Origin of the sequence: Glaciimonas sp. PCH181, from assembly GCF_003056055.1 — a bacterium.
Taxonomy (GTDB): Bacteria; Pseudomonadota; Gammaproteobacteria; order Burkholderiales; family Burkholderiaceae_D; genus Glaciimonas.
Genome location: NZ_PYFP01000001.1, coordinates 1,307,251 through 1,329,237 on the forward strand (window position 1 = coordinate 1,307,251; position 21,987 = coordinate 1,329,237).

17 protein-coding genes are annotated in these 21,987 nt (G+C 51.3%); 13 read left to right on the forward strand and 4 right to left on the reverse strand.

The annotated features are described in order from the left end of the window. Positions 1-112: 112 nt before the first annotated feature. Positions 113-1,294, reverse strand: coding sequence for a cell division protein ZipA C-terminal FtsZ-binding domain-containing protein (locus tag C7W93_RS05900; protein WP_108439188.1), 1,182 nt, complete (start codon positions 1,292-1,294; stop codon positions 113-115). A 631-nt stretch (positions 1,295-1,925) separates the two neighbouring features. Then, positions 1,926-5,447: a chromosome segregation protein SMC gene (gene smc, locus C7W93_RS05905; RefSeq protein ID WP_108439189.1), complete on the reverse strand. Its 3,522-nt coding sequence runs from the start codon at positions 5,445-5,447 to the stop codon at positions 1,926-1,928. A 406-nt stretch (positions 5,448-5,853) separates the two neighbouring features. Here smc and dapC point away from each other — a divergent pair, with 406 nt between their 5' ends. The 10 genes from dapC (at position 5,854) to C7W93_RS05955 (ending at position 17,026) form a co-directional block, all read left to right on the forward strand. Beyond that, a complete protein-coding gene (gene dapC, locus C7W93_RS05910) occupies positions 5,854-7,056 on the forward strand; it encodes a succinyldiaminopimelate transaminase (RefSeq protein ID WP_108440503.1) in 1,203 nt (400 codons plus the stop codon). Between the two features lie 69 nt (positions 7,057-7,125). Next, positions 7,126-7,953 carry a 2,3,4,5-tetrahydropyridine-2,6-dicarboxylate N-succinyltransferase gene (dapD, locus tag C7W93_RS05915; RefSeq protein ID WP_108439190.1) on the forward strand — a complete coding sequence of 276 codons (828 nt, stop codon included), beginning with the start codon at positions 7,126-7,128 and terminating at the stop codon, positions 7,951-7,953. Positions 7,954-8,141: 188 nt separating this feature from the next. Next, positions 8,142-9,278: a PilT/PilU family type 4a pilus ATPase gene (locus C7W93_RS05920; protein WP_108439191.1), complete on the forward strand. Its 1,137-nt coding sequence runs from the start codon at positions 8,142-8,144 to the stop codon at positions 9,276-9,278. Positions 9,279-9,394: 116 nt separating this feature from the next. Next, entirely contained in the window at positions 9,395-9,748 is a 354-nt protein-coding gene (locus tag C7W93_RS05925) for an ArsC family reductase (RefSeq protein ID WP_108439192.1), read from the forward strand. A 2-nt stretch (positions 9,749-9,750) separates the two neighbouring features. After that, positions 9,751-10,917, forward strand: a complete 1,167-nt coding sequence (gene dapE / locus C7W93_RS05930; protein WP_108439193.1) for a succinyl-diaminopimelate desuccinylase — start codon at positions 9,751-9,753, stop codon at positions 10,915-10,917. 147 nt (positions 10,918-11,064) lie between these two features. Then, the gene (prmB, locus tag C7W93_RS05935) at positions 11,065-11,946 is read left to right on the forward strand and encodes a 50S ribosomal protein L3 N(5)-glutamine methyltransferase (protein ID WP_108439194.1); all 882 of its coding nucleotides are present in this window, start codon (positions 11,065-11,067) and stop codon (positions 11,944-11,946) included. Between the two features lie 316 nt (positions 11,947-12,262). Further along, entirely contained in the window at positions 12,263-14,239 is a 1,977-nt protein-coding gene (locus C7W93_RS05940; protein WP_108440504.1) for an ATP-binding cassette domain-containing protein, read from the forward strand. Continuing rightward, positions 14,197-15,174, forward strand: a complete 978-nt coding sequence (locus C7W93_RS05945) for a Rossmann-like and DUF2520 domain-containing protein (RefSeq protein WP_108439195.1) — start codon at positions 14,197-14,199, stop codon at positions 15,172-15,174. Before C7W93_RS05940 ends, C7W93_RS05945 begins: the two co-directional genes overlap by 43 nt. A 248-nt stretch (positions 15,175-15,422) precedes the next feature. After that, positions 15,423-16,229 (forward strand): cystine ABC transporter substrate-binding protein, encoded by an 807-nt coding sequence (locus C7W93_RS05950; protein ID WP_108439196.1) that lies wholly within the window; start codon positions 15,423-15,425, stop codon positions 16,227-16,229. 134 nt (positions 16,230-16,363) lie between these two features. After that, positions 16,364-17,026: an amino acid ABC transporter permease gene (locus C7W93_RS05955; RefSeq protein WP_108439197.1), complete on the forward strand. Its 663-nt coding sequence runs from the start codon at positions 16,364-16,366 to the stop codon at positions 17,024-17,026. Positions 17,027-17,053: 27 nt separating this feature from the next. Here C7W93_RS05955 and C7W93_RS24585 read toward each other — a convergent pair whose 3' ends face one another. Both C7W93_RS24585 and C7W93_RS24415 read right to left on the reverse strand, forming a co-directional pair. After that, a complete protein-coding gene (locus C7W93_RS24585; protein ID WP_161539889.1) occupies positions 17,054-17,215 on the reverse strand; it encodes a hypothetical protein in 162 nt (53 codons plus the stop codon). A 48-nt stretch (positions 17,216-17,263) separates the two neighbouring features. Next, positions 17,264-17,515, reverse strand: coding sequence for a hypothetical protein (locus C7W93_RS24415; protein WP_146177525.1), 252 nt, complete (start codon positions 17,513-17,515; stop codon positions 17,264-17,266). Between the two features lie 200 nt (positions 17,516-17,715). Between C7W93_RS24415 and C7W93_RS05965 the strand changes: the two genes are divergently transcribed. The 3 genes from C7W93_RS05965 (at position 17,716) to urtB (ending at position 21,928) form a co-directional block, all read left to right on the forward strand. After that, entirely contained in the window at positions 17,716-18,567 is an 852-nt protein-coding gene (locus C7W93_RS05965; RefSeq protein WP_108439199.1) for a ferritin-like domain-containing protein, read from the forward strand. A 355-nt stretch (positions 18,568-18,922) separates the two neighbouring features. Continuing rightward, positions 18,923-20,176 carry an urea ABC transporter substrate-binding protein gene (gene urtA / locus C7W93_RS05970; protein WP_108439200.1) on the forward strand — a complete coding sequence of 418 codons (1,254 nt, stop codon included), beginning with the start codon at positions 18,923-18,925 and terminating at the stop codon, positions 20,174-20,176. Between the two features lie 126 nt (positions 20,177-20,302). Beyond that, positions 20,303-21,928, forward strand: a complete 1,626-nt coding sequence (urtB, locus tag C7W93_RS05975; RefSeq protein ID WP_108440505.1) for an urea ABC transporter permease subunit UrtB — start codon at positions 20,303-20,305, stop codon at positions 21,926-21,928. The last annotated feature ends 59 nt before the right edge of the window (positions 21,929-21,987 follow it).

Below are 21,987 nucleotides of genomic sequence, written 5' to 3' on the forward strand. Positions count from 1 at the left end.
AACTTGTGTAATTTAGTGAAGAAGCGCAGAGACGCGCTTATTAGCAGACTTAATAACGGACTTAACGTGTGTTAATTGACTTGAACTACTTTTATGAAACAGTCAACTCAACTCAACTGAACAATCGCAAAGCACGCGTTGAGCCGGCAGAAATTTCGGCGCCATCCATATCCAGATAGAACGCATCAACCTGACCTGCTATCTCTGCCAGTTGTGCATCCGCCAGCGGCTGATTACTGTCATCGACCACTACACCACCCAGTCGTGACGCCAGCGCGCGCGCGCAGGCAACCATCGCACCGTAGCCATCACGCGCTTGCGAAACACGCGGAACATCCAGCAATAGCGTCAAACGCCCAGTGGTTTCGCTAGTCGCGCCAGCGTTAGTCGACAGAGAAAACAGCACGCCGCCATCGCCATCTGACATAATCAAACGCCCTTCAGGACGGGCATCGAAACCCTGCCGCGCCAATGCCGACATCAGTGTATTGATTGCCCAAGGTGCGCCTTTCGACTGAATATTCACACCTAGTTGTGCATCATGTTCGATCACAAACTGGTGCAGAGCACGCGCACCTTGCATAACTTCAGTCATATCCGGGATATCCGGTTCCGCGCCCAGATCATCGCAAATCTGACGCAGGCTAATCACCAACTCAGAATATTCAATCTCATTCAGAGGATTGCTGCGATTCGCCATCTGAACGCCAGCCATCAGCGATTTATAAATACCGCCATGGGCAATCGGCTCCCATTCACCGTGGCTATCTTCACCAATAAAATTCACCGGCTTGTTACCGACGTAACGTAAATTTTGTAAAACCGGCAGCACTTTATCGCCGCGCACCGCTGCTTCCAGCGTTAAAGGAATCACGCAATCTATCAAGCCATCTACGGGTAATTCGATTTGTGGCGGGATACTCACCACCGGTGCCGCAGCTGCCTGTGCAGCGGTCTCCGCTGCGGTCGACGGTACGACCGTCTGGCCTTGCGGCTCGGTTGCCAATTGTTCGGCAGTCAGATCAACGTTGTCCAGCGGCATATCCTCAGTGGCAACTGAGTCCGAGACGCTTTCCGGCTCAAACAACACAGGCTCATGCCGCTCAGGACGTTCAGCGCGGTCTGCGCGTTCAGAAGATTCTGACGGCGGAGCCATCAAAACGTCATCGTGCGATGTCGAAAAAGCCCGTTCAACGCTCTTTTTGGCTTTGTATTCTTGCCACTTATTATAGGAGACGACGCCAACAATAATTGCGCCGCCAATGGCGAACAGACTAGTTTGTAGATCGGTCATACTACTAAGGCCTCGATAGCGAACATAGCGCAAACACTTCGGTGTTTGGATATCCGCAAAAAATAAGAATTGAAATGGGGACTACTCGTGCGCATTGCCCGCTGCCCGAACCGCGATTCGCGGTAGAGAATTCTTCCGGTTAAATGTTAGTAAACTTGTTAATAACAACATAGGTAGCAAGCAAGTAGTTTGTGAGTTAGCCGCAGAAAATGTGCAAAAAATAATGCAATGAGCGGTATAAAAAATGTTCTAAAAACGCACCCAGTAAGCAGATAAATAAAGAATATCTAATAGCGTATAGCGCGCAAATTATGGTGCAAATACTGCCGCTCAGAAATACCCCTCATCCAGCCGAATCTTTTATCTAATGCAATATGTCTTAAAGACTGCATTGTTACCAATGCGTCATTATCAATAATTGTAAGAATAACGCCTAATGTTATTGAAAAAATTTTAGTAATTTTTAGTTGAAAACGCGGGATTACAGCGGCTCACCGATGCATCCATTGTCAAAACGCCTTCTTAGGACACAGGAAATAGATTGGCGTTCCCAAAAAATTATCAAAAAAGCCAATTAATAGAAAGCCATCTTACGCGCTCACGCACCGCCAAAGCGCTGCGTAAGCTGGGATTACGCAGCTGCCGCAAAACTTCTGGCTGACTCCATATCCACCGCCACGATCCGCGACACGCCCTGCTCCTGCATGGTCACACCGATCAGTTGATTTGCCATCTCCATCGCAATTTTGTTATGCGAGATAAACAGAAACTGAGTGTTCTCCGACATCCGCTTAACCATGTTGCAAAACCGCTCGGTATTAGCATCGTCCAGCGGCGCATCAACTTCGTCCAGCAAGCAAAACGGTGCGGGATTTAACTGGAACATCGAGAACACCAACGCGGTCGCCGTCAGCGCTTTTTCACCACCCGATAATAAATGGATCGTTGCATTCTTCTTGCCTGGCGGTTGCGCCATAACTTGCACGCCAGAATCCAGAATTTCGTCGCCGGTCATGATCAGCCTCGCCTGCCCGCCACCGAACAAAATCGGGAACAATTCGGCGAAATGCCCGTTTACCCGATCAAACGTATCCTGCAACAACTCGCGGGTTTCTTTATCGATTTTGTGAATAGCGTCTTGCAGCGTATTGATCGCCTCGGTCAAGTCGGCATTTTGCGCATCGAGGAAATTTTTGCGCTCTGAAGCTTGCGCCAACTCATCCAGCGCCGCCAGATTAACCGCACCCAACGCCGCGATCGCATTGGTCAAGCGCGTCACTTCGCCTTGCAAATAGGACGGTCGCATATCTTCGTGCAACTTCTCGCTTAACGCCACCTCATCGGCACCAAACTCGACCAGTTGCTGCGCGTATTGCTCCTGATTCAGACGTGCAGCCTGCTCTTTTAACTGTAGTTCCATAATGCGGTCGCGCTGTGGCTGCAAGCTGCGTTCAGACTGCGTACGCATATCTTCATGCTGACGCAAATTCTGCGATACCTGATCCAACTCATGGCGGGCATCTGCCAGCGCACGTTCTTGATCGGTACGTTTATCGAGCAAGTCTTGCAAGCCGGTTTGCGCGGCCTGATCGTCCAGACTCTCTAACTCAAGATGGCCCTGTTGCATGTTGGCAAACAATTGCGCGGCCTGTTCCAGCGCGGTGGCGATGCTGCGTTTGAGTTCTTCGATCTTGTTGCGATGCGACTTTTCCGCGTATTCGGTTTCTTGCGCGCTACGCTCCAGTTCGCGCAAACGTTGACGGGCATCGTTCAGTTGCTGTTCTTTATTCAGATAATCGGTTTGTCCATCTTCGTGCCGTTCTTGTAGCTCGCCCAATTCTGCGTCAAGCTGCTCGAACTTTGCTTCCGACTCCATCTTGACCTGTTGCTGCTCACTTTCCTGCGCGGCAATTTCGGCCAGATCGGCAGCGATTTGCGAACTACGCTGGTTAAAGCGCTCTTGCAGCTCGGATAACTTCATCACATCGATCTGCAAGCCATGGACTGCTTGCGTCAGGCCGGTATGCCGTTGACGCAGCTCTTGCAAACGCTGCGTTGCATGCGTCAACCCGGCATCCGCACGCACGGAGCGCGAACGCGCCTCATCGGCCAACATTTGCTGTGCGCGCAGTTGTTTGGTGATATTTTCGATCTCTTGCTGACGCGCCAGCATGCCGTCCTGCTCCGAATCGGAAGCATAAAAGCGCACGCTGGTTTTGCTGATAACATGCCCTTGCCGTGTCACAAAACAGGCACCGACCGGCAACTTGGCACGCTCGGCGAATGCAGTCACGGTGTCCTCGGCCACAAACACGTTGTGCAACCAATCCTGCATCAACGCACGCAAACCCGGATCATTGAGCTGCATTAAATTGAGGAAAGGCTTGAAGCCCACCGGAACGCTTACATTGCTCTCTACAGCGATGCCGCTCGGCGTAAATAATGCCAACTTGCCCGGCGGTGCATCATTGAAGAAACCCTTGGCCCACTCCAGATTCGACATTTCCAGCGCTGAAGTTCGCTCACGCAACACCGATTCCAGCGCGGTTTCCCAGCCCTGATCTATGTGCAGCTTTTGCCACAGGCGCGGCAACTCGGCCAGTTCATGCTTTTGCAGCCACGGTTGTACTTTGCCCTGACTCTGCACACTTTCTTGTAACTGTTTCAGCGCGCTCAAGCGTGCTTCCAGCTGGGCGTTGTTTGCCGTTTCAGTATTTACTTGCTGCTGCGCGGCGCGGCGTTCTTCTTCCAGACGCGGTTGCTGCTCTTGTGCCTCTTCCAGCTGCATTCCAACCTCTTCCAACCCGGCCTGCTTTTCTTCGAGTTGGTATTTCAGATTGGTAAGATGCGTGGTATCCGGCAAATTCAAGCCGTTTTTTTCTTGGGATAAACGCTCGCGACGCACGGTCAAGCCGTTCAGGATATTCGAGGCATTGCGCTGATGCGTGGATTCCAATTCGATCTGCTGCTGGAATTGCATGATTTTGGCGCGAGATTCGGTACTTTTAAGCTGTGCTTCCCGCCATGATTGCTCTAACGCCGGGACATGATCGCTGTGTTGCTGGGCGCTAACTTGCGACTGCTCGACACGGGCCGCCAACTCTTCCAGATGGATTTCTGCTTCCGAAAGATCGTCCTGATGCTGCGTACCCTGCCGTTGCCATTGATCGCGTTGCGCGGTCAACGAATTCAGTTGCGATTGCAGACGATTGCGCGACTCGATGACAAACTTGATTTGCGCTTCCAGACTACCGATTTCAGAGTTGGTCTGATATAGATGACCCTGCGCCTGATGCATGCGGTCGCCAGCAGCATAATGCGACTGCCGCATATGTTCAAGTTCGGTCTCGACATGACGCAATTTAGCGGTCTGCTCTTCCAGATCGGTCTGCGCTTTTTCGATTTCACGGAAATACTTTTCTTGCTCGGCCTTCGCTTCGTTCTTGCGTAACAGCCATAACAATTTCTGCTTCTCTTCCTGATCGCCCTGCAACGCATGAAATTTATGCGCAACAGCGGCTTGCGCTTGCAGCTTTTCCAGATTGCTATTTAACTCGCGCAGGATATCCTCGACGCGCAGCAGATTATCGCGGGTGTCGTTCAACCGGTTTTCAGTCTCGCGGCGACGTTCCTTGTATTTGGATACGCCTGCGGCCTCTTCCAGAAAAATCCGCAATTCTTCAGGGCGCGCTTCAATAATGCGCGAAATCATCCCTTGCCCGATAATCGCGTAAGCGCGCGGACCAAGGCCGGTGCCCATGAAAATATCTTGGATATCGCGTCGTCTTACCGACTGATTGTTGATGTAATAGGTAGAAGTACCATCGCGGGTCAGCGTGCGCTTAACGGCAATTTCAGCGTATTGACCCCATTGACCGCCGGCTTTTCCCATGGCGTTATCGAACACCAGCTCAACCGATGACCGGCCAGCGGGCTTGCGATGCGAGGAGCCATTAAAAATAACGTCCTGCATCGACTCGCCGCGCAACTCAGATGCCTTAGACTCGCCCAGCACCCAGCGCACAGCGTCAATAATATTGGATTTGCCGCAACCATTAGGCCCAACCACGCCAACTAACTGGCCTGGGACCTGAAAATTGGTTGGGTCAACGAAAGATTTGAATCCCGACAATTTAATGGAAGTTAAACGCACGTTATCGACTATTCTTATCAAGGTCGGCGAAAAACAGCCCCGCCGTACGCAAAATTAATGGAAAACGAGAAAAAACCTCGCGAGAGGCCGGTATCATAACATTCAGCGTCACTTCCGTTGACACCAAAAAGTTACCAATTGGCAATATTGGCGTTCTGCAAAGTGAGCAGTATCGCAAAGATGCCCACATTCAACAGCACAAATTGCCGATAGAGATCGGCTTAACAAGCGTAATAAACTCCCCAGCACGCCTCACACTCTGCTGCAGCACTTCTGCAATTACTTCTGTATATAATGCAAACTGCGCTTTTTAGCCTGCGACTTCTTTTCCTCCGCGGCTTTTATGCAGTCCTTAGCAGCGCTGTACTCGACTTTTTACTCGACCTATTACTCTATTTATACCCACGTGAATCCACTACTAGACCGGTTGCAAACGTATCCTTTCGAAAAGCTGAAGGCACTTTTTTCCGATGTCACACCGAATCCGGCTTATAAACCGATCAGTCTGGGCATAGGCGAACCCAAACATCCAACGCCGACGTTTATCCGCCAGGCCTTAGCCGACAATCTCGATGGCCTCGCAACTTATCCAAGCACTGTCGGCACCGAGACGCTGCGTAAGGCCATCGCAGGATGGCTGGAACGCCGCTATAACTTGCCGGCGTTTAATCCCGCCACCCAAATTCTGCCAGTCAACGGCTCGCGTGAAGCGTTGTTCGCGCTGGCGCAAACGGTGGTTGATCCATCTGAGCACGATGCGCTGGTGATGTGTCCAAACCCGTTTTATCAAATCTACGAAGGCGCGGCCTATTTATCCGGCGCGCAGCCGTATTTCGTCAATTCAGACCCGGCCCGCAATTTTTTGCCGGATTACAGCAGCGTGCCGGAAGACGTCTGGGCGCGGGTCAAGTTATTGTATTTATGCTCACCGGGCAATCCTACCGGCGCAGTGCTGACACTGAACGACTGGAAAGAGTTATTCGCCTTATCGGATCGCTATGGTTTTGTGATCGCCGCCGATGAATGCTATTCTGAAATCTACTTCAAACCCGAAGCACCACTCGGCAGTCTCGAAGCGGCCCATGCTCTGGGACGCGAAGGCTACCCGCGCCTGATTACGTTCTCAAGCTTATCCAAGCGCTCAAACGTACCGGGTATGCGCTCAGGCTTCGTCGCCGGCGATGCCGCTATTTTGAAGAAATTTTTGCTGTATCGCACCTATCACGGTGCCGCGATGAGCCCGTCTATTCAGTCCGCATCTATTGCTGCCTGGAACGATGAAACCCACGTTGCCGAAAATCGTGCCAAATACATCACTAAATTTCAGCAAGTCACACCGCTGCTTCAAGAAGTCCTTGACGTTGCGCTACCCGACGCAGGGTTTTACCTCTGGGCTAAAGTCGATAAACTCACAACCATCTCGGATGTGGATTTCGCCAAGCGCCTGTATGCCGAATATAATGTCACCGTATTGCCGGGCAGCTATCTGGCACGCGACGCTCACGGCACTAATCCAGGGCAGCAACGCATTCGAATGGCGCTGGTCGCCGAAGTGGATGAATGTCTGGAAGCTGCGCAACGAATAGTGCAGTTTGTACGCGGACTCTGAGAATCGGCACCGAATAAATGGTGCAATAATGTGCAATAACCTGTTTTTTAACTTTTTAAGCGACCAATCATGACGCAATCTCTAGAACAATTTATCGATCAAGCCTGGGAACAACGCACCGAATTTTCCCCGAAAACCGCGCCGTCCGACTTGCGCGAAGCTGTCGCTAAAGTCATCGCCGAATTAAATGATGGCACGCTACGCGTTGCCCAAAAAATCGATGGCGACTGGGTAGTCAACCAATGGATCAAAAAAGCCGTTCTGCTGTCGTTCCGCCTGGAAGACAATTTGCCGATGCCTGCTGGCGCAAACATGCAGTTCTATGACAAAGTACCTACCAAATTCGCCAATTACACTGCCGACGATTTCGCTAAAGGCGGCTTTCGCGTAGTCCCGCCAGCGGTCGCACGTCACGGTAGTTTCATCGGCAAAAACGTCGTTCTGATGCCTTCTTTTGTCAACATCGGCGCGTATGTCGATGAAGGCACAATGGTTGATGCATGGGCGACGGTCGGTTCCTGCGCGCAAATCGGCAAGAACGTCCATTTGTCCGGCGGCGTGGGTATCGGCGGCGTATTAGAGCCAATGCAAGCCAACCCTACGATCATTGAAGACAACTGCTTCATCGGCGCGCGTTCAGAAATCGTAGAAGGCGTCATCGTCGAAGAAAACTCGGTCATTTCGATGGGCGTATACATCGGCCAATCGACCAAAATTTATGATCGCGCCACCGGGGAAGTCACCTATGGCCGTATTCCGTCCGGTTCGGTCGTAGTTTCTGGTAACTTGCCATCTCCTGATGGCAAATATAGCTTGTACTGTGCCGTTATCGTGAAGCGTGTCGATGCTAAAACACGTGCTAAAACCGGCATCAACGAATTGCTGCGCGACGCCTAAGAAACAACATCGGCGGGGCCACACGAGCGGTGGCTTTGCCGTCTTTTACCTTTGCACTAATGCGCATTGCCTGGCATTAATTGGTGCAAATAAAAAGAATCGCATATTGCACCCAGGTGCGTGACCTGCACGGTGCAGAAGATTTAGCAGTATGTTGTGTAGGTCAACTACCCTTTTTAGGAGCCGTCATGGCAATGGATCGCTTGTTTCGCCTCATGCAGGAAAAGGGTGCATCGGACATGTTCCTGACCACTAACTCTGCTATTCATCTGAAGATAAAGGGCGATTTAGTCCCGATTAATCAGCAAAAAATGGATAAAACAACTATCCAGGTGCTGCTGGAAGAAGTTATCCCCGACTCTCGTTTGTTAGCGCTAGAGCGCGACAGAGAGCTAAACATGGGCTTGTCCATCAGTGGCGTCGGTAGTTTTCGGTTATCAGCATTCAAACAACGCAATAGTATTTCAGCCGTCATTCGCTACATCCCTTTCGATATTCCACCTTTTGAAGATTTAGGCTTGCCGTCGGTCTTAACCGAACTAATTACCCGCAAACGCGGTTTGTTATTGATAGTCGGCGCTTGCGGATCTGGTAAATCGACCACGATTGCCTCGATGCTGAACCATCGCAACAAAACGCAAGCAGGACATATTCTGACGCTGGAAGACCCGATTGAATTCTTATTCAAGAACGAACTCTCCATCGTCAATCAGCGTGAACTTGGCACAGACACAGAAAATCTCGACATCGCCCTGAAAAATGCGCTGCGACAAGCGCCCGACTGCATATTGATAGGCGAAATCCGCGACAAAGAAACAATGTCTGCAGCACTCGCCTATGCTCAGTCAGGGCATTTGGTCGTCTCGACCCTGCACGCCAACAATAGTTACCGCGCATTAAATCGTGTAATTAGCTTTTTCCCTTTAGAAAATCGTTCGACGCTGCTGGAAGATCTGGCATCCACATTAACCGCCATCGTTTCGCAACGATTGGTCAACACAACCGACGACAAACGTACGCCAGCGGTTGAAATTATGCTGAATACCCGTCATATCTCTGAGTTGATGGAAGAAGGAAAAATCAGTCACATCAAAGATGCGATGGAAAAAAGTATGGCACCAGGTTCGCAGACGTTTGAACAGGCGCTGATGAAGTTGATCGAGGATGGCGTCATCACTCAGGACGAAGCGCTCTCTCAGGCAGATTCGCCGACTAATCTGTATTGGCTGATCAATAATCACACACCGATGACGCAAAAAGCCACGGAACCGGAGCCAGAAAAAATTGCGCCGGTTAGCTACACTGAATTCACGCTGAATTTGTAAGTCGTTGTCGTTTACACTTAACACTCATTTTTCACTGCACAATCTTGCGTTAAGCTACGCCAACGCGCTTTCGCTTACACCATCCTGTAATCAATAACCAAAGAATTCAATCTAGCATGGCAATTACTCTTTACGGCATTCCCAACTGCGACACAGTCAAAAAAGCCCGCACGTGGCTTGAAGACCAGGAAATCGCTTACACATTCCATAATTTCAAAAAAGACGGTGTCACGCCTGAATTAATCAATACCTGGCTTGCCGATATTGCCTGGGATGTGCTGGTGAACCGCAAGGGCACCATTTGGCGTAATCTGACTGAGCAGCGGCGCGCTAGCATTACTGACGGCGTCAGCGCGATGCCATTGATGATGGAACTGCCTTCCGTCATCAAACGGCCTGTGCTATTTACAGGCAAGAACACTTATGTTGGATTTTCCGACGCGCTTTATCAACAGATTTTTAATCAATAATTATGTCAAACAACGCCGTCAGCAAAACCCTCGCACTCACTGAAGAACTGATTTCCCTCTCGTCCGTTACGCCCCAGGATAAAGGTTGCCAGGATCGCCTGATCGAACTGCTCTCGCCGCTCGGCTTTGTGTGCGAAACGATTCAGTCCGGTGATGTCACCAATTTGTGGGCACGCAAAGGCACAGCACAACCGCTGCTGGTGTTTGCCGGCCATACCGATGTAGTGCCAACCGGCCCACGTGAAGACTGGCAATCGGATCCTTTTTTGCCTAGTTATCGCGATGGCAAGCTCTACGGTCGCGGTGCTGCCGATATGAAAACCTCGATTGCCGCGATGGTGGTGGCTGTTGAAGAATTTACGCTCGCCCATCCGGATCACGCGGGATCTATCGCATTTTTGATTACCAGCGATGAAGAAGGCCCTGCAACCGACGGCACAGTCGTCGTCTGCGAGAAGTTAAAAGCACGCGGTGTCCAACTGGATTATTGCATCGTCGGTGAACCGACTTCGAGCGGCGAACTCGGCGATATGATTAAAAACGGTCGTCGCGGCACCATGTCGGGAAAGTTGATTGTGAAAGGCGTGCAAGGACATATCGCCTATCCGCACCTCGCCAAAAATCCGATTCATCTGGCAGTACCGGCACTGACCGAACTGGCAGCGGAAAAGTGGGACGAGGCAAATGAATACTACTTACCGACATCCTGGCAAATGTCGAACATTCACGGCGGCACTGGCGCGTCAAACGTGATTCCGGGCGAAGTGGTGATCGACTTCAACTTCCGCTTTTCAACGGCTAGCACTGTCGAATCCTTGCAGCAACGTGTGCATGCGATTCTGGATAAACATGCGCTGGATTACAAACTAGCCTGGACGATAGGCGGCAGGCCATTTTTGACACCACGCGGCACGTTGAGCACCGCGCTGGCAGCAGCAATCAAAACAGAAACCGGCATCGACACTGAATTATCGACCACCGGCGGCACGTCGGACGGACGCTTTATCGCGCAAATATGCCCGCAAGTCATCGAATTTGGACCGCCGAATGGCAGTATTCACAAAATCGACGAGCACATTGAAGTACGTTTCATTGACCCGCTGAAAAACATTTACCGTCGCACGCTAGAAAATTTGCTGACGACTCAATCTGAGTCAACTAGCAAATAATTTGGCACTTTTGCGTATTTTTATGCGATTCGACCAATTGATCTGCAACATCAGCGTTGATCAATTGATCGAATTCCAAAGCCGCTCAATCGTCAGCAGCAAGCCCCGATTCCTGTAACAACACTCACTGCACCCATGCAGCCCATCATGAACAACACTTTCCATACCATCCGCGACTTACTGCGCTTTGCCGTTACGCGTTTTAACACCGAAGGCTTATTTTTTGGCCACGGCAGCAGCAATGCGCTCGACGAAGCTGCCTATCTGATCCTGCACACTTTAAAACTGCCACTGGATAAAATTGAACCGTTTTTTGATGCGCGCTTGTTGCCGCATGAAGTTTCTGCCGTACTAAACGTGATCGAAAGACGCAGCGTCGGACGCGTCCCTGCCGCTTACATCACGCAAGAAGCCTGGCTAGGAGAATACCGGTTTTATGTCGATGAACGGGTGATCGTGCCCCGTTCTTTTATCGCCGAATTGATTCCAGAATTTTTCTCGCCATGGGTACAAAACCCAGCCAAAGTCGCCAACATTCTGGAACTTTGCACAGGTTCCGGGTGCTTGCCGATTATGTTGGCCGATGCTTTTGGCAATGCCCATGTTGACACCGCCGATATCTCCGCCGATGCACTGGCAGTGGCGCGTCGCAACGTTGACGACTACGACTTGCAAGATCGCATCACGTTGATTGAGTCCGATCTGTACACCAATGTCCCCGACAAGAAATATGACCTGATCGTCACCAATCCACCGTATGTTAATTCCGGATCGATGGACAAACTACCTAAGGAATATCTGGCCGAACCGCAAATTGCTTTGGCCGGTGGCGAAGATGGTATGGACTTAGTGCGTACAATCGTGGCTGGTGCTAAACAGCGTTTAACCAAAAATGGTGTCTTGATTGTCGAAATCGGTAACGAGCGCGCTTTTGCTGAAGCCGCCTTCCCGGATCTCGAAATGACCTGGGTATCGACCAGTGCTGGCGATGATATGGTGTTTTTACTCACTGCCGATCAACTCCCATAACAACACCATTCAGCCTTAATTTTGGCAATTTAATAGAAAGCGCCTTATCATAGGCGCTTTCTTTTTTAGGGCATTGCGCTGAAGTTGCGCTAAAAGTGCAATTAACCAGCGCTGAAATTGCTTTGTCGGCCGAAAATACCCAGACTAATGGCTACTCTGCTGATGATTTAATACCGCTGATCACGGTTTGATGCATCGATTGACTGGCATTTCCGTAATAACGGTTTAATCTGTTTTCAGCAGAAAACATGCAATTTTGCTTCCCCCAACGCATTTCAAAACACATTTCATGATACGTTTTCAACAAGTTTCAATGATGCGCGGCATCAAGCCGCTGCTCGACAAAGTCGATATCACGCTCAATCCTGGCGACAAAATCGGTCTGATCGGCGCTAACGGCGCGGGTAAATCCAGTCTATTCGGACTATTGCGCGGCGAACTGCACGCCGATGCAGGCGAAATCGACTTCCCGACTAAATGGCGCATGGCCTATGTCGCGCAGGAAACCCCTGCCCTCGACCGTCCAGCGCTGGAATACGCAATTGATGGCGATGTCACACTGCGCCGTCTCGAAGAAGAATTAGCTTTTCTGGAAAGCGAACCAGAAAGCGCCGCTAATGGCACACTAATTGGCGAGTTATACAGCGCACTGGCCGATGCCGACGCCTATACCGTGCGCTCACGCGGTGAGCAATTGCTTACCGGTCTTGGCTTCTCGATGGCCCAGATGCAAGAACCCGTCGCCAGTTTTTCTGGTGGTTGGCGAATGCGTTTGAATCTGGCCCAGGCTTTGATGTGCCCTTCCGATTTGCTGCTGCTGGATGAGCCAACCAACCATTTGGATCTGGACGCAATTATCTGGCTGGAAGACTGGCTCAAGCGCTATACCGGCACCCTTATCATTATTTCGCATGATCGCGACTTCCTGGACGGCGTCGTCAATGTCATCGTACATATCGACGAGCGCAAGCTGAAACGTTATACGGGTAATTACTCGTCATTTGAACGCCAACGCGCTGCGCAAATGATTCTGGCTGCCGGAGCACTAGAAAAACAAACCCGTCAACGGGCACATCTGGAATCCTTTATTAGCCGCTTTAAAGCGCAGGCCAGCAAAGCACGTCAGGCCCAAAGCCGGATGAAAGCACTGGCAAAGATGGAAGAACTGGCTCCGTTACGTGCGGCTGCCGAGTTTTCTTTTGAATTCCGCGAACCGCTGAGCGCGCCGAATCCACTGCTAGTCATGGAAGATGTCAGCGCCGGTTATCGCATTGAAAGCGAAACCAGCCACGAAGTTACCGAAAAGGTCATCGTCGCCGGCATTAATTTCTCTCTGCAAATCGGTCAGCGGATTGGTCTGCTGGGCGTCAACGGCGCGGGTAAATCAACCTTTATCAAAACCATTGCCGAAGAGCTCAAACCCCTGCGCGGCGATGCGCAGTTTGGTAAAGGTCTGTCTATCGGTTATTTCGCCCAGCATCAAGTTGAAATGCTGCGTCATGACGAGTCGCCGCTCTGGCATCTAGGCAAAATTGCCCCGACGACGCGCGAGCAAGAACTTCGCAATTTCCTCGGCAGTTTCAACTTTAACGGCCCGATGGTGACTAGCTCCATCGCGCCGTTCTCCGGTGGTGAAAAAGCGCGTCTGGCGTTAGCGCTGATCGTCTGGCAACGTCCTAACTTGCTGCTGCTGGATGAGCCGACCAACCATTTGGATCTGGAAACGCGCGAAGCCCTGACCATGGCGCTGGCGCAGTTTGAAGGCACGCTGGTACTGGTATCGCATGATCGTCACTTGTTGCGCGCCACCACCGACCAATTCATTATTGTGGCCGATGGCAAAGTCGAACCGTTCGACGGCGATCTTGATGACTATAAAGATTGGCTATTCAAGACAAAACTTGCCGCCAAGAACAATAGCAAAGATGCCGGACTGCCGAAAGCGACCCAAACGGTAAAAATTGCCAGCGCAGTCGCACCAGCGGCAACAGCTGTCGATACCGCAGACCGCCGGGAACAAAAACGTCAGGATGCCGACGCTCGCCAAAAACTGGCAGCGCTGAAAAAGCCGATTGAGTCACGCATCAAGCGACTCGATGAACAAATGGCAAAGCGCACTGCGCAAAAAGCCACTGTTGATACACATCTGGCTAATCCGGAAATCTATGACAAGGATAAAAAGAAAGAACTCACAACATTGTTGACCGACCAAGCGTTTTACGCGAAGGAACTGGCACAACTGGAGGTGGAATGGCTAGAGCAACAGGAAGCACTGGAACAGCTGGGAAGCTAGTTATTAGTGCGAATAACGGCAACGATGGCAAAGATTGCCCTGCGATTGATGCCATCGCCACACCCAATGACGATAGCAGCGCGTCTAGGCAGGATGTAAGCCTTACCGCCATCCTGCCTACGCTTACCATCATCGGTTGCGGAAAAGTCGGCAAAACATTGGCGCGGCTATGGAAAGCGCGCCAGATTTTCCAGTTATACGATGTACTAAATCGCTCCGACAGCAGCGCACAGCAAGCCTGCGAATTCATTGGAGATGGCCGCGCAGTCACCTCTTTCGCCGCGTTGCGCCCAACGGATATTTATCTGATTGCCGCCAGCGATGACCACATTCCCGCATGTTGCGCCGCGCTGGCCGCGACCGGCAAACTTAACCCCAATAGCATCGTCTTTCATTGCAGCGGCGCCTTGTCTTCTCTGGCACTAAGCGCAGCCGCCGAACAAGGTGCGGCCGTTGCCAGCATCCATCCGATCCGTAGTTTTGCCGATCCGCAGCAAGTCGTCGCAGACTTTGCTGGCACTTATTGCGGCAGTGAGGGTGATCCTGCGGCCCTCGCCGTTCTGACACAAGCCTTCGACGCCATCGGCGCGCGCTGCGTCGCCATCCAACGCGACAACAAAGTTGTGTATCACGCTGCGGCAGTATTCGCATCCAACTATCTCGTCACGCTGATCGACGTTGCACGCCAGGCCTATGTAGAAGCGGGGCTACCAGCAGATGTTGCGCTTCAACTGATCGCGCCATTACTGACCGAGAGTGCCGCAAATGCGTTCCGGTTAGGCCCGGCAACTGCGCTCACCGGGCCAATCGCGCGCGGCGATACGGCGACTGTGACGCGCCAACATGCGGCGCTTCAAGAATGGAATCCCGAGGTTGCGGCTTTATATAGCCAGTTTGCCGTCCTGACGCAGCAACTGGCGCAGAAGAAGACATAAAAGAAGAAATAAGGTGGCTTCAATGACCGCCGTTAATTCGTTTTAACTCACTTTTGCCTGTTTTTCGCTTTATTTTTTCCTCAGTTTGGCGACTTTCCCGGGCTTATTACAACCATGTCTTTCTTATCTACTTAAACAACTAGCAACACTCCAACCTTTCCTTTCCAGTCACCGACCAGAGCGTTAAGATAGTCGATGCAACGGGTATGCAACGTTTATTTAAAACAATTACTGACCGAAGGAAAAAAATGGCCTCTCTAACACACGCGACATTATCCAAAATCGCCGCAGCAGTGCTGATTTCCAGCATCGCCGTCAGCGCTTTTGCCGCCGATCTTCTCGACACGGTAAAAACGCGTGGCACCCTTAAAGTGGCGATGGAAGGCAACTATCCTCCCTTCAACTTCAAAGACCCTAAAACTGGCCAACTGACTGGTTTTGAAGTCGATGTCGCTAATTTGATCGCTGCAAAGTTAGGCGTTAAAACCGAATTCACCACGACTGAGTGGAGCGGGATTCTAGCCGGCTTAGGCGCTGGCAAATACGACGTCATTCTGAATCAGGTCGGCATTACCGATGAGCGTAAAAAAGCCTTCGATTTCTCCATTCCTTACACTATCTCCAGCGCGCAGTTGATCATTCGTAAAGATGAAAAACGCAACTTTGCTAGTCTGGAAGACTTAAAGGGTAAAAAACTGGGACTCGGTCAGGGAACCAACTTTGAGCAAAAAGCCAAAGCAGTTCCGGGAATTGATGTCAAAACATATCCTGGCTCGCCAGAGTATTTGTCTGACCTTGCAACCGGCCGCATTGACGCGGCGTTGAACGACAGCTTGCTAGTCGGCTATTTGCTGAAAAATACAACGCTGCCATTAAAAGCAGGCGCACCGATCGGCACCATCGATAAAATTGGGATTCCTTTCCAAAAAGGTAATCCTAAATTCCAGGCCGCGCTGGACAAAGCAATTGAAGACATACTGAAAGACGGCAGCTTCAAAAAAGTCTCGATTAAATGGTTTGGCATCGATGTCAGCCAACCGCCAACCGCGAAGTAACATTGTTTTGGCAGCCGGTGGGATAACGCATTAGTAGTACATTAACTTCCCACCTGTTTTAAAATGACCGCCACATCAGTACTACCTATCCCCGCCCGAATCGCCGTGCGGGGATATTTTTTAACAGAGACATTATGGAATTACTGGAATTGCTACAGCAGGCGCTGCCAACCTTGCTGAAAGGCGTTGGCTACACCCTTATCTTTGCGGTGTCGTCAATGCTAGGCGGCTTGCTGCTGGGCTTTCCACTGGCGGTAGCACGGATTCTGCCCTCGCGCATCTGTCAATGGCCCGCTACCATCTACGTCAGCATGATGCGCGGTACACCGTTGCTGGTACAAATTTTTGTTATTTATTACGGATTGCCGAGTATTGGCGTCAATTTTTCGCCGCTGACCGCAGGTATTCTGGCGCTTAGTCTGAACTCAGCCGCCTACCTGTCAGAAAGTCTGCGTGGTGCGATTAGCGGCGTCAATGAGGGGCAATGGGCCGCAAGCTACAGTATCGGCCTGACCTATTGGCAAACCCTGCGCTACATCGTCGTGCCGCAAGCGATACGGATCGCGGTGCCGTCCATGAGCAATACTTTAATCAGTCTGATTAAAGATACCTCGCTGGTATCGGTCATCACGGTCACAGAACTGATGCTGGCAACCAAAGAAGTCATCGCGGTGACATTTCGCCCTCTACCGCTCTATTTGGCCGCAGCAGCGCTGTATTGGTGCTTAAGCATTTGTTTTGAACGCCTGCAAAGCCGTCTTGAGAAAAAACTCGGTCAGGCCCATCAGACTAACTAAATTGCCTTTGCGCAAGGTATTTAAACCCTAACAATCCTCGGGATGCTGATCGGGAACCGGGTCTTGTTCGGGCGTAGGCCCCGGGCCGGGTGTTGGCGGCTCTTCCACTGGCGCGGGTGTAGGCGCACGATGCGCAACATATTTAGCAGACATACACGCTGAGGTATCGCATAAAATGCTATCGACCATGGTCATCTCCGATCATAAATTACGCCAAGACCTTCCGGCCCGCGCTGACTACTCGGTTAATGCAACCAGATTATCAATTTCAATTCTGGCGAAATCCAGACTACTGTCGATCGCCGTCTCACGGCTGGCATGGACACTTTCGGTATTTGTACGGCTGCCAACCTCTACACCCGCTTTGAAAATCTGGTAACCGTCATGCCAAAGGTCGTCATGCCCCGGCGAAGGTTGCGGCACGATCGTGTAGCCGCGATAAGCAACGCTTGCAGGCGCGTCATCGGTGTGCTGTTCAGTTAGTGACATTTTTACCTCATTTTGTTGTGAGCGGAGTCCGAGAATCATCCTAGCATGCGTTGTCCAAATGCGCATCTTGCGGCGTTGGTGTAATGTTGACATTGTCGAATGAACCAAATTCAAAACTGTTCGTCCTACTTGCAGCATTGCAAGAATCATTGCGCTTTCAATATCTATCAATATCGCTAACTTCATTGGAGAGATTGATCATGACAACATCCCGCGAGGACGAATCACACAACGAACAACAACGCGCCCCGCATTGGACCATAGCTGATCTGGCATTTTCGACTATCGACATTGAAAAAACCCGATCCGATGAAAATCTATTTTATCTGGCAGCATGTGCATCGTTCGTTGAAAGCGGCTCAGATTTATACACGCAAAATCTGATTGCCTATTACGGGGATGACCCGGAAATTGCCGATTGGCTCACACACCACTGGGAAGTGGAAGAGTTGCAACACGGCAATGCATTACAAGCCTATATCGCGCACGTATGGCCAGAGTTCAACTGGACGCTGGCCTATAACGACTTTCTGGAGGAGTATTCCAAGTATTGCAAGGTTGAGCTCCTGGAGCCAAGTAAAGCGCTCGAAATGGTCGCCCGCTGCGTTGTCGAAACCGGCACCGCGACTTTCTATCAGGCGCTAGCCCGCAGCACCGACGAACCCGTCATGCGCGACCTTGCCAGCCGCATCGCCAATGACGAAGTCAATCATTACAAACACTTCTTCCGCTATTTCCGTCGTCTACGCCAAAAAGAAGGTCTCAGCCGTCGCCATATTTTCGGCGCACTGAGTCGTCGCACGCTGGAAATGAAAACCGAAGACACCGCCTGCGCTTTACGCCACGTCCTCAAATTTCGCTCCCCCGAACTAGCAGACGATCCGGTGCGAATAAAAGAAATCAGCACGATGATGAACGCCACCGTGCGCACCAATTTACGCGCCGATATGACGATCAAAATGATGATGCGCCCACTCGATTTACCGCCAGTGATTCAGACCATCGTGGCTTATCCGGTGACACAAATAATGAACCGCGTATTTTTACGCTGAAACTAACTGATTAATAGACGCCGCCCAGCGTCTATTTTGTATTCCGTCACCACCTCTCACCAATTCGGCTACCCTCCGCATAATCCCGCCCCAGAATATGCGCGTTTGCACTAGACCAGTGCAAACGCGCGTCTAAAGATGCCCGGACGCACTGAAAACAAGCGCCAGCAACTCACCAACTTCCCAAAAGCATCAAGTAGCAATAAAACAAGCCAAAATCCCTCGGTAAAGCGTGATTAAACGCCCCAAAATCGACTGGCACGCATCCTGCTAAAGCCTAGCTGTGGTTAATCAAAATAGTCGTAGAAATCTCACGCGGTCTTTATTCATGCATACCATTCAGGGGGATTCACACATGTCACGTCGCACCGTTTTGAAAGCTACCGCGCTAGGCGCATTTGCACTTGCCGCCGCAGCCTGGCTCCCAGCAGCCTTTGCCGCCGACACCATCAAGGTCGGGATTCTGCACTCGCTATCCGGCACCATGGCCATCTCTGAAACATCATTAAAAGACGTCGCTTTGATGACCATTGCAGAAATCAATGCACATGGCGGCGTTCTGGGTAAACAACTCGAGCCAGTCGTCGTTGACCCAGCCTCCAACTGGCCGTTGTTCGCCGAAAAAGCACGTCAATTAATCTCGCAAGACAAGGTTGCCGTTGTATTCGGTTGCTGGACTTCGGTCTCGCGTAAATCAGTTTTGCCAGTATTCAAAGAAACCAACAGCCTGCTGTTCTATCCAGTGCAATACGAAGGTGAAGAACTGGAAAAAAATGTCTTCTACACCGGCGCAGCACCAAATCAGCAAGCGATTCCGGCAGTTGAGTATCTGATATCAAAAGAAGGCGGCAGCGCCAAACGTTTTGTGTTGCTGGGAACCGACTACGTTTATCCACGCACAACCAACAAAATCCTGCGCGCCTTCTTGCATAGCAAGGGCGTAAAAGATAGCGATATCGACGAAGTTTACACACCGTTTGGTCATTCCGACTATCAAACCATCGTTGCCAATATCAAGAAGTTTTCAGCAGGCGGCAAAACGGCTGTGATCTCGACCATCAATGGCGATTCAAACGTCCCGTTCTACAAAGAATTGGGCAACGCCGGACTGAAAGCGACTGACGTTCCAGTCGTCGCCTTCTCTGTCGGCGAAGAAGAGCTGCGCGGCGTTGATGCAAAACCGTTGGTTGGTCATCTGGCAGCTTGGAACTACTTTGAATCGGTCAAAAATCCGACTAACACAGCCTTCATCAAAAAGTGGAAAGCCTACGCAGTTGCTAACAAATTACCAAACGCCAACACAGTCGTAACCAACGATCCGATGGAAGCGACGTATGTCGGCATCTACATGTGGAAGCAAGCAGTAGAAAAAGCTAAGTCGACCGATACCGACAAAGTCATTGCTGCGATGGCAGGTCAAAAATTCAAAGCGCCTTCAGGCTACGAATTGGAAATGGATGCGACTAACCACCATTTGCACAAACCAGTAATGATTGCCGAAATCAAGGCTGATGGTCAGTTCAACGTCGTCAACAAGACTAAGACGACCATCCGTGCGCAACCGTGGAGCCCGTACATCGTCGGTAACGAAAGCAAGCAAAAGCTGTAAGCAATGACCGCAAAAAGGCGTGAATAGTCATTAGTAGTAAGCAATAAATTGGCAAGCTGGCCGGTTGATCTCATCCGGCCAGCGCGTCTTAATCAGGCGCGTCGTACCGCACCAATGAAGAAATCCATGACCTCTCTCTCCAAAATATTCGGCATTGTGCTGGTTGCTGGCCTGTCTTTCCAAGCCATCAACGCCACCGCAGCGATCGACACCGCGCTGCTCGCCCCGCTAGCCTCCGAAGATGCCGATGCGCGTATCGCCGCCGTGAATAAAATTGCAGCGCTAGCCAACCCCGATGCCACCAAAATTCTCAACGCGCTCAATACCGATGCGCTGTACGCCAGACCCAATGGCGAGATTCTGATCGTTGACGACAGCAAGACCGATAACCCAGCCTTCTACCCTGCAACCGATAAGTCAGGTCCCACGCCGGATGACGCCGAAGGTATCAGCGTCAATAACCGTTTGCGCGGCGTTGTAGAAGGCGCGCTCTCCGGCCTGAAACTATTTTCTGTCGACCGCAAACAACGCATGGACGCCGCCACCGCGTTACTCAAGACCGCTGATCCGGGCCAAATTCCGCTGATCAACAAGGCGCTGCAAAAAGAAAACGACCCTGATATTCAGGCGACGCTGCAACAGGTTATCGCCACCGCCAATCTCCACGCGACCGATCCGGCCTTGCGCAAAGCCGCCATCAAGACGCTGGCAACCAGCACCAACGCCAACATCAAACCGGCCTTGCAAAACTTGCTGGAAAAGAATCCCGACGGCAGTTTCATCGAGCCAGACGCCGCGATCCGAATCGAAGTCGTGCGGACTCTGGGCGCATTGAATCGCCAGCTAGCCACCACCGAATTCATCGGAAAAGTGTTTTACGGCATCTCGCTCGGCAGCGTTTTATTGCTGGCTGCACTGGGACTGGCGATCACCTTTGGGCTGATGGGCATCATCAATATGGCGCACGGCGAAATGCTGATGATTGGCGCTTACACTACTTACGTTTGCCAATTATTGTTCCGCAAATTTCTACCGGGCGCGTTGGATGCCTATCTCATCGTCGCGTTGCCCGCCGCATTCATCGTCACCGCAGCAGTCGGGATCGCAATCGAACGCGCCATTCTGCGCTGGTTATACGGACGGCCACTAGAAACCTTGTTGTGCACTTGGGGTATCAGCCTGATGTTGATGCAAGCCGTGCGTTCGATTTTCGGTGCGCAAAATGTCGAAGTCGCTAACCCTTCATGGATGTCTGGCGGTGTCACAGTACTCGGCTCACTCGTACTTTCCTATAACCGCATCGTGATTATTTTCTTCGCCATTTTTGTCGTCGCTGCGGTCTGGCTAATCCTGAACAAAACCCGACTCGGCTTGTTTGTCCGCGCCGTGATGCAGAACCGCCGCATGGCCGCCTGCGTCGGTGTCGCCACTGACAAGATCGACATGATGACCTTTGGCCTCGGCTGCGGTATTGCAGGCTTGGGCGGCGTCGCGCTATCCCAGCTCGGCAACGTCGGTCCTGATCTGGGCCAAGGCTATATCGTCGATTCGTTCATGGTAGTTGTGCTGGGCGGCGTCGGGCAGTTGGCTGGCACCGTGATCGCAGCACTCGGTCTGGGCGAAGTGAATAAGTTTCTGGAACCGGTGGCTGGCGCAGTATTAGCCAAAATCGCGATTCTGGTATTCATTATCGTCTTCATTCAAAAACGTCCGCAGGGCTTGTTTGCACTGAAAGGCAGAAGCGTCGAATGAAAACCTCATCTATACAAGTGCCTTTGGCGTCAGATGCAACCGCCATATCCCTAGGCCGC

What these genes read in the sequence shown, in the direction of transcription:
- C7W93_RS05900 (WP_108439188.1), bottom strand. Translation starts at nt 1,294, where the DNA reads ATGACCGATCTACAAACTAGTCTGTTCGCCATTGGCGGCGCAATTATT.
- dapD (WP_108439190.1), top strand. Translation starts at nt 7,126, where the DNA reads ATGACGCAATCTCTAGAACAATTTATCGATCAAGCCTGGGAACAACGC.
- C7W93_RS05920 (WP_108439191.1), top strand. Translation starts at nt 8,142, where the DNA reads ATGGCAATGGATCGCTTGTTTCGCCTCATGCAGGAAAAGGGTGCATCG.
- C7W93_RS05925 (WP_108439192.1), top strand. Translation starts at nt 9,395, where the DNA reads ATGGCAATTACTCTTTACGGCATTCCCAACTGCGACACAGTCAAAAAA.
- dapE (WP_108439193.1), top strand. Translation starts at nt 9,751, where the DNA reads ATGTCAAACAACGCCGTCAGCAAAACCCTCGCACTCACTGAAGAACTG.
- prmB (WP_108439194.1), top strand. Translation starts at nt 11,065, where the DNA reads ATGAACAACACTTTCCATACCATCCGCGACTTACTGCGCTTTGCCGTT.
- C7W93_RS05940 (WP_108440504.1), top strand. Translation starts at nt 12,263, where the DNA reads ATGCGCGGCATCAAGCCGCTGCTCGACAAAGTCGATATCACGCTCAAT.
- C7W93_RS05945 (WP_108439195.1), top strand. Translation starts at nt 14,197, where the DNA reads ATGGCTAGAGCAACAGGAAGCACTGGAACAGCTGGGAAGCTAGTTATT.
- C7W93_RS05950 (WP_108439196.1), top strand. Translation starts at nt 15,423, where the DNA reads ATGGCCTCTCTAACACACGCGACATTATCCAAAATCGCCGCAGCAGTG.
- C7W93_RS05955 (WP_108439197.1), top strand. Translation starts at nt 16,364, where the DNA reads ATGGAATTACTGGAATTGCTACAGCAGGCGCTGCCAACCTTGCTGAAA.
- C7W93_RS24585 (WP_161539889.1), bottom strand. Translation starts at nt 17,215, where the DNA reads ATGGTCGATAGCATTTTATGCGATACCTCAGCGTGTATGTCTGCTAAA.
- C7W93_RS24415 (WP_146177525.1), bottom strand. Translation starts at nt 17,515, where the DNA reads ATGTCACTAACTGAACAGCACACCGATGACGCGCCTGCAAGCGTTGCT.
- C7W93_RS05965 (WP_108439199.1), top strand. Translation starts at nt 17,716, where the DNA reads ATGACAACATCCCGCGAGGACGAATCACACAACGAACAACAACGCGCC.
- urtA (WP_108439200.1), top strand. Translation starts at nt 18,923, where the DNA reads ATGTCACGTCGCACCGTTTTGAAAGCTACCGCGCTAGGCGCATTTGCA.
- urtB (WP_108440505.1), top strand. Translation starts at nt 20,303, where the DNA reads ATGACCTCTCTCTCCAAAATATTCGGCATTGTGCTGGTTGCTGGCCTG.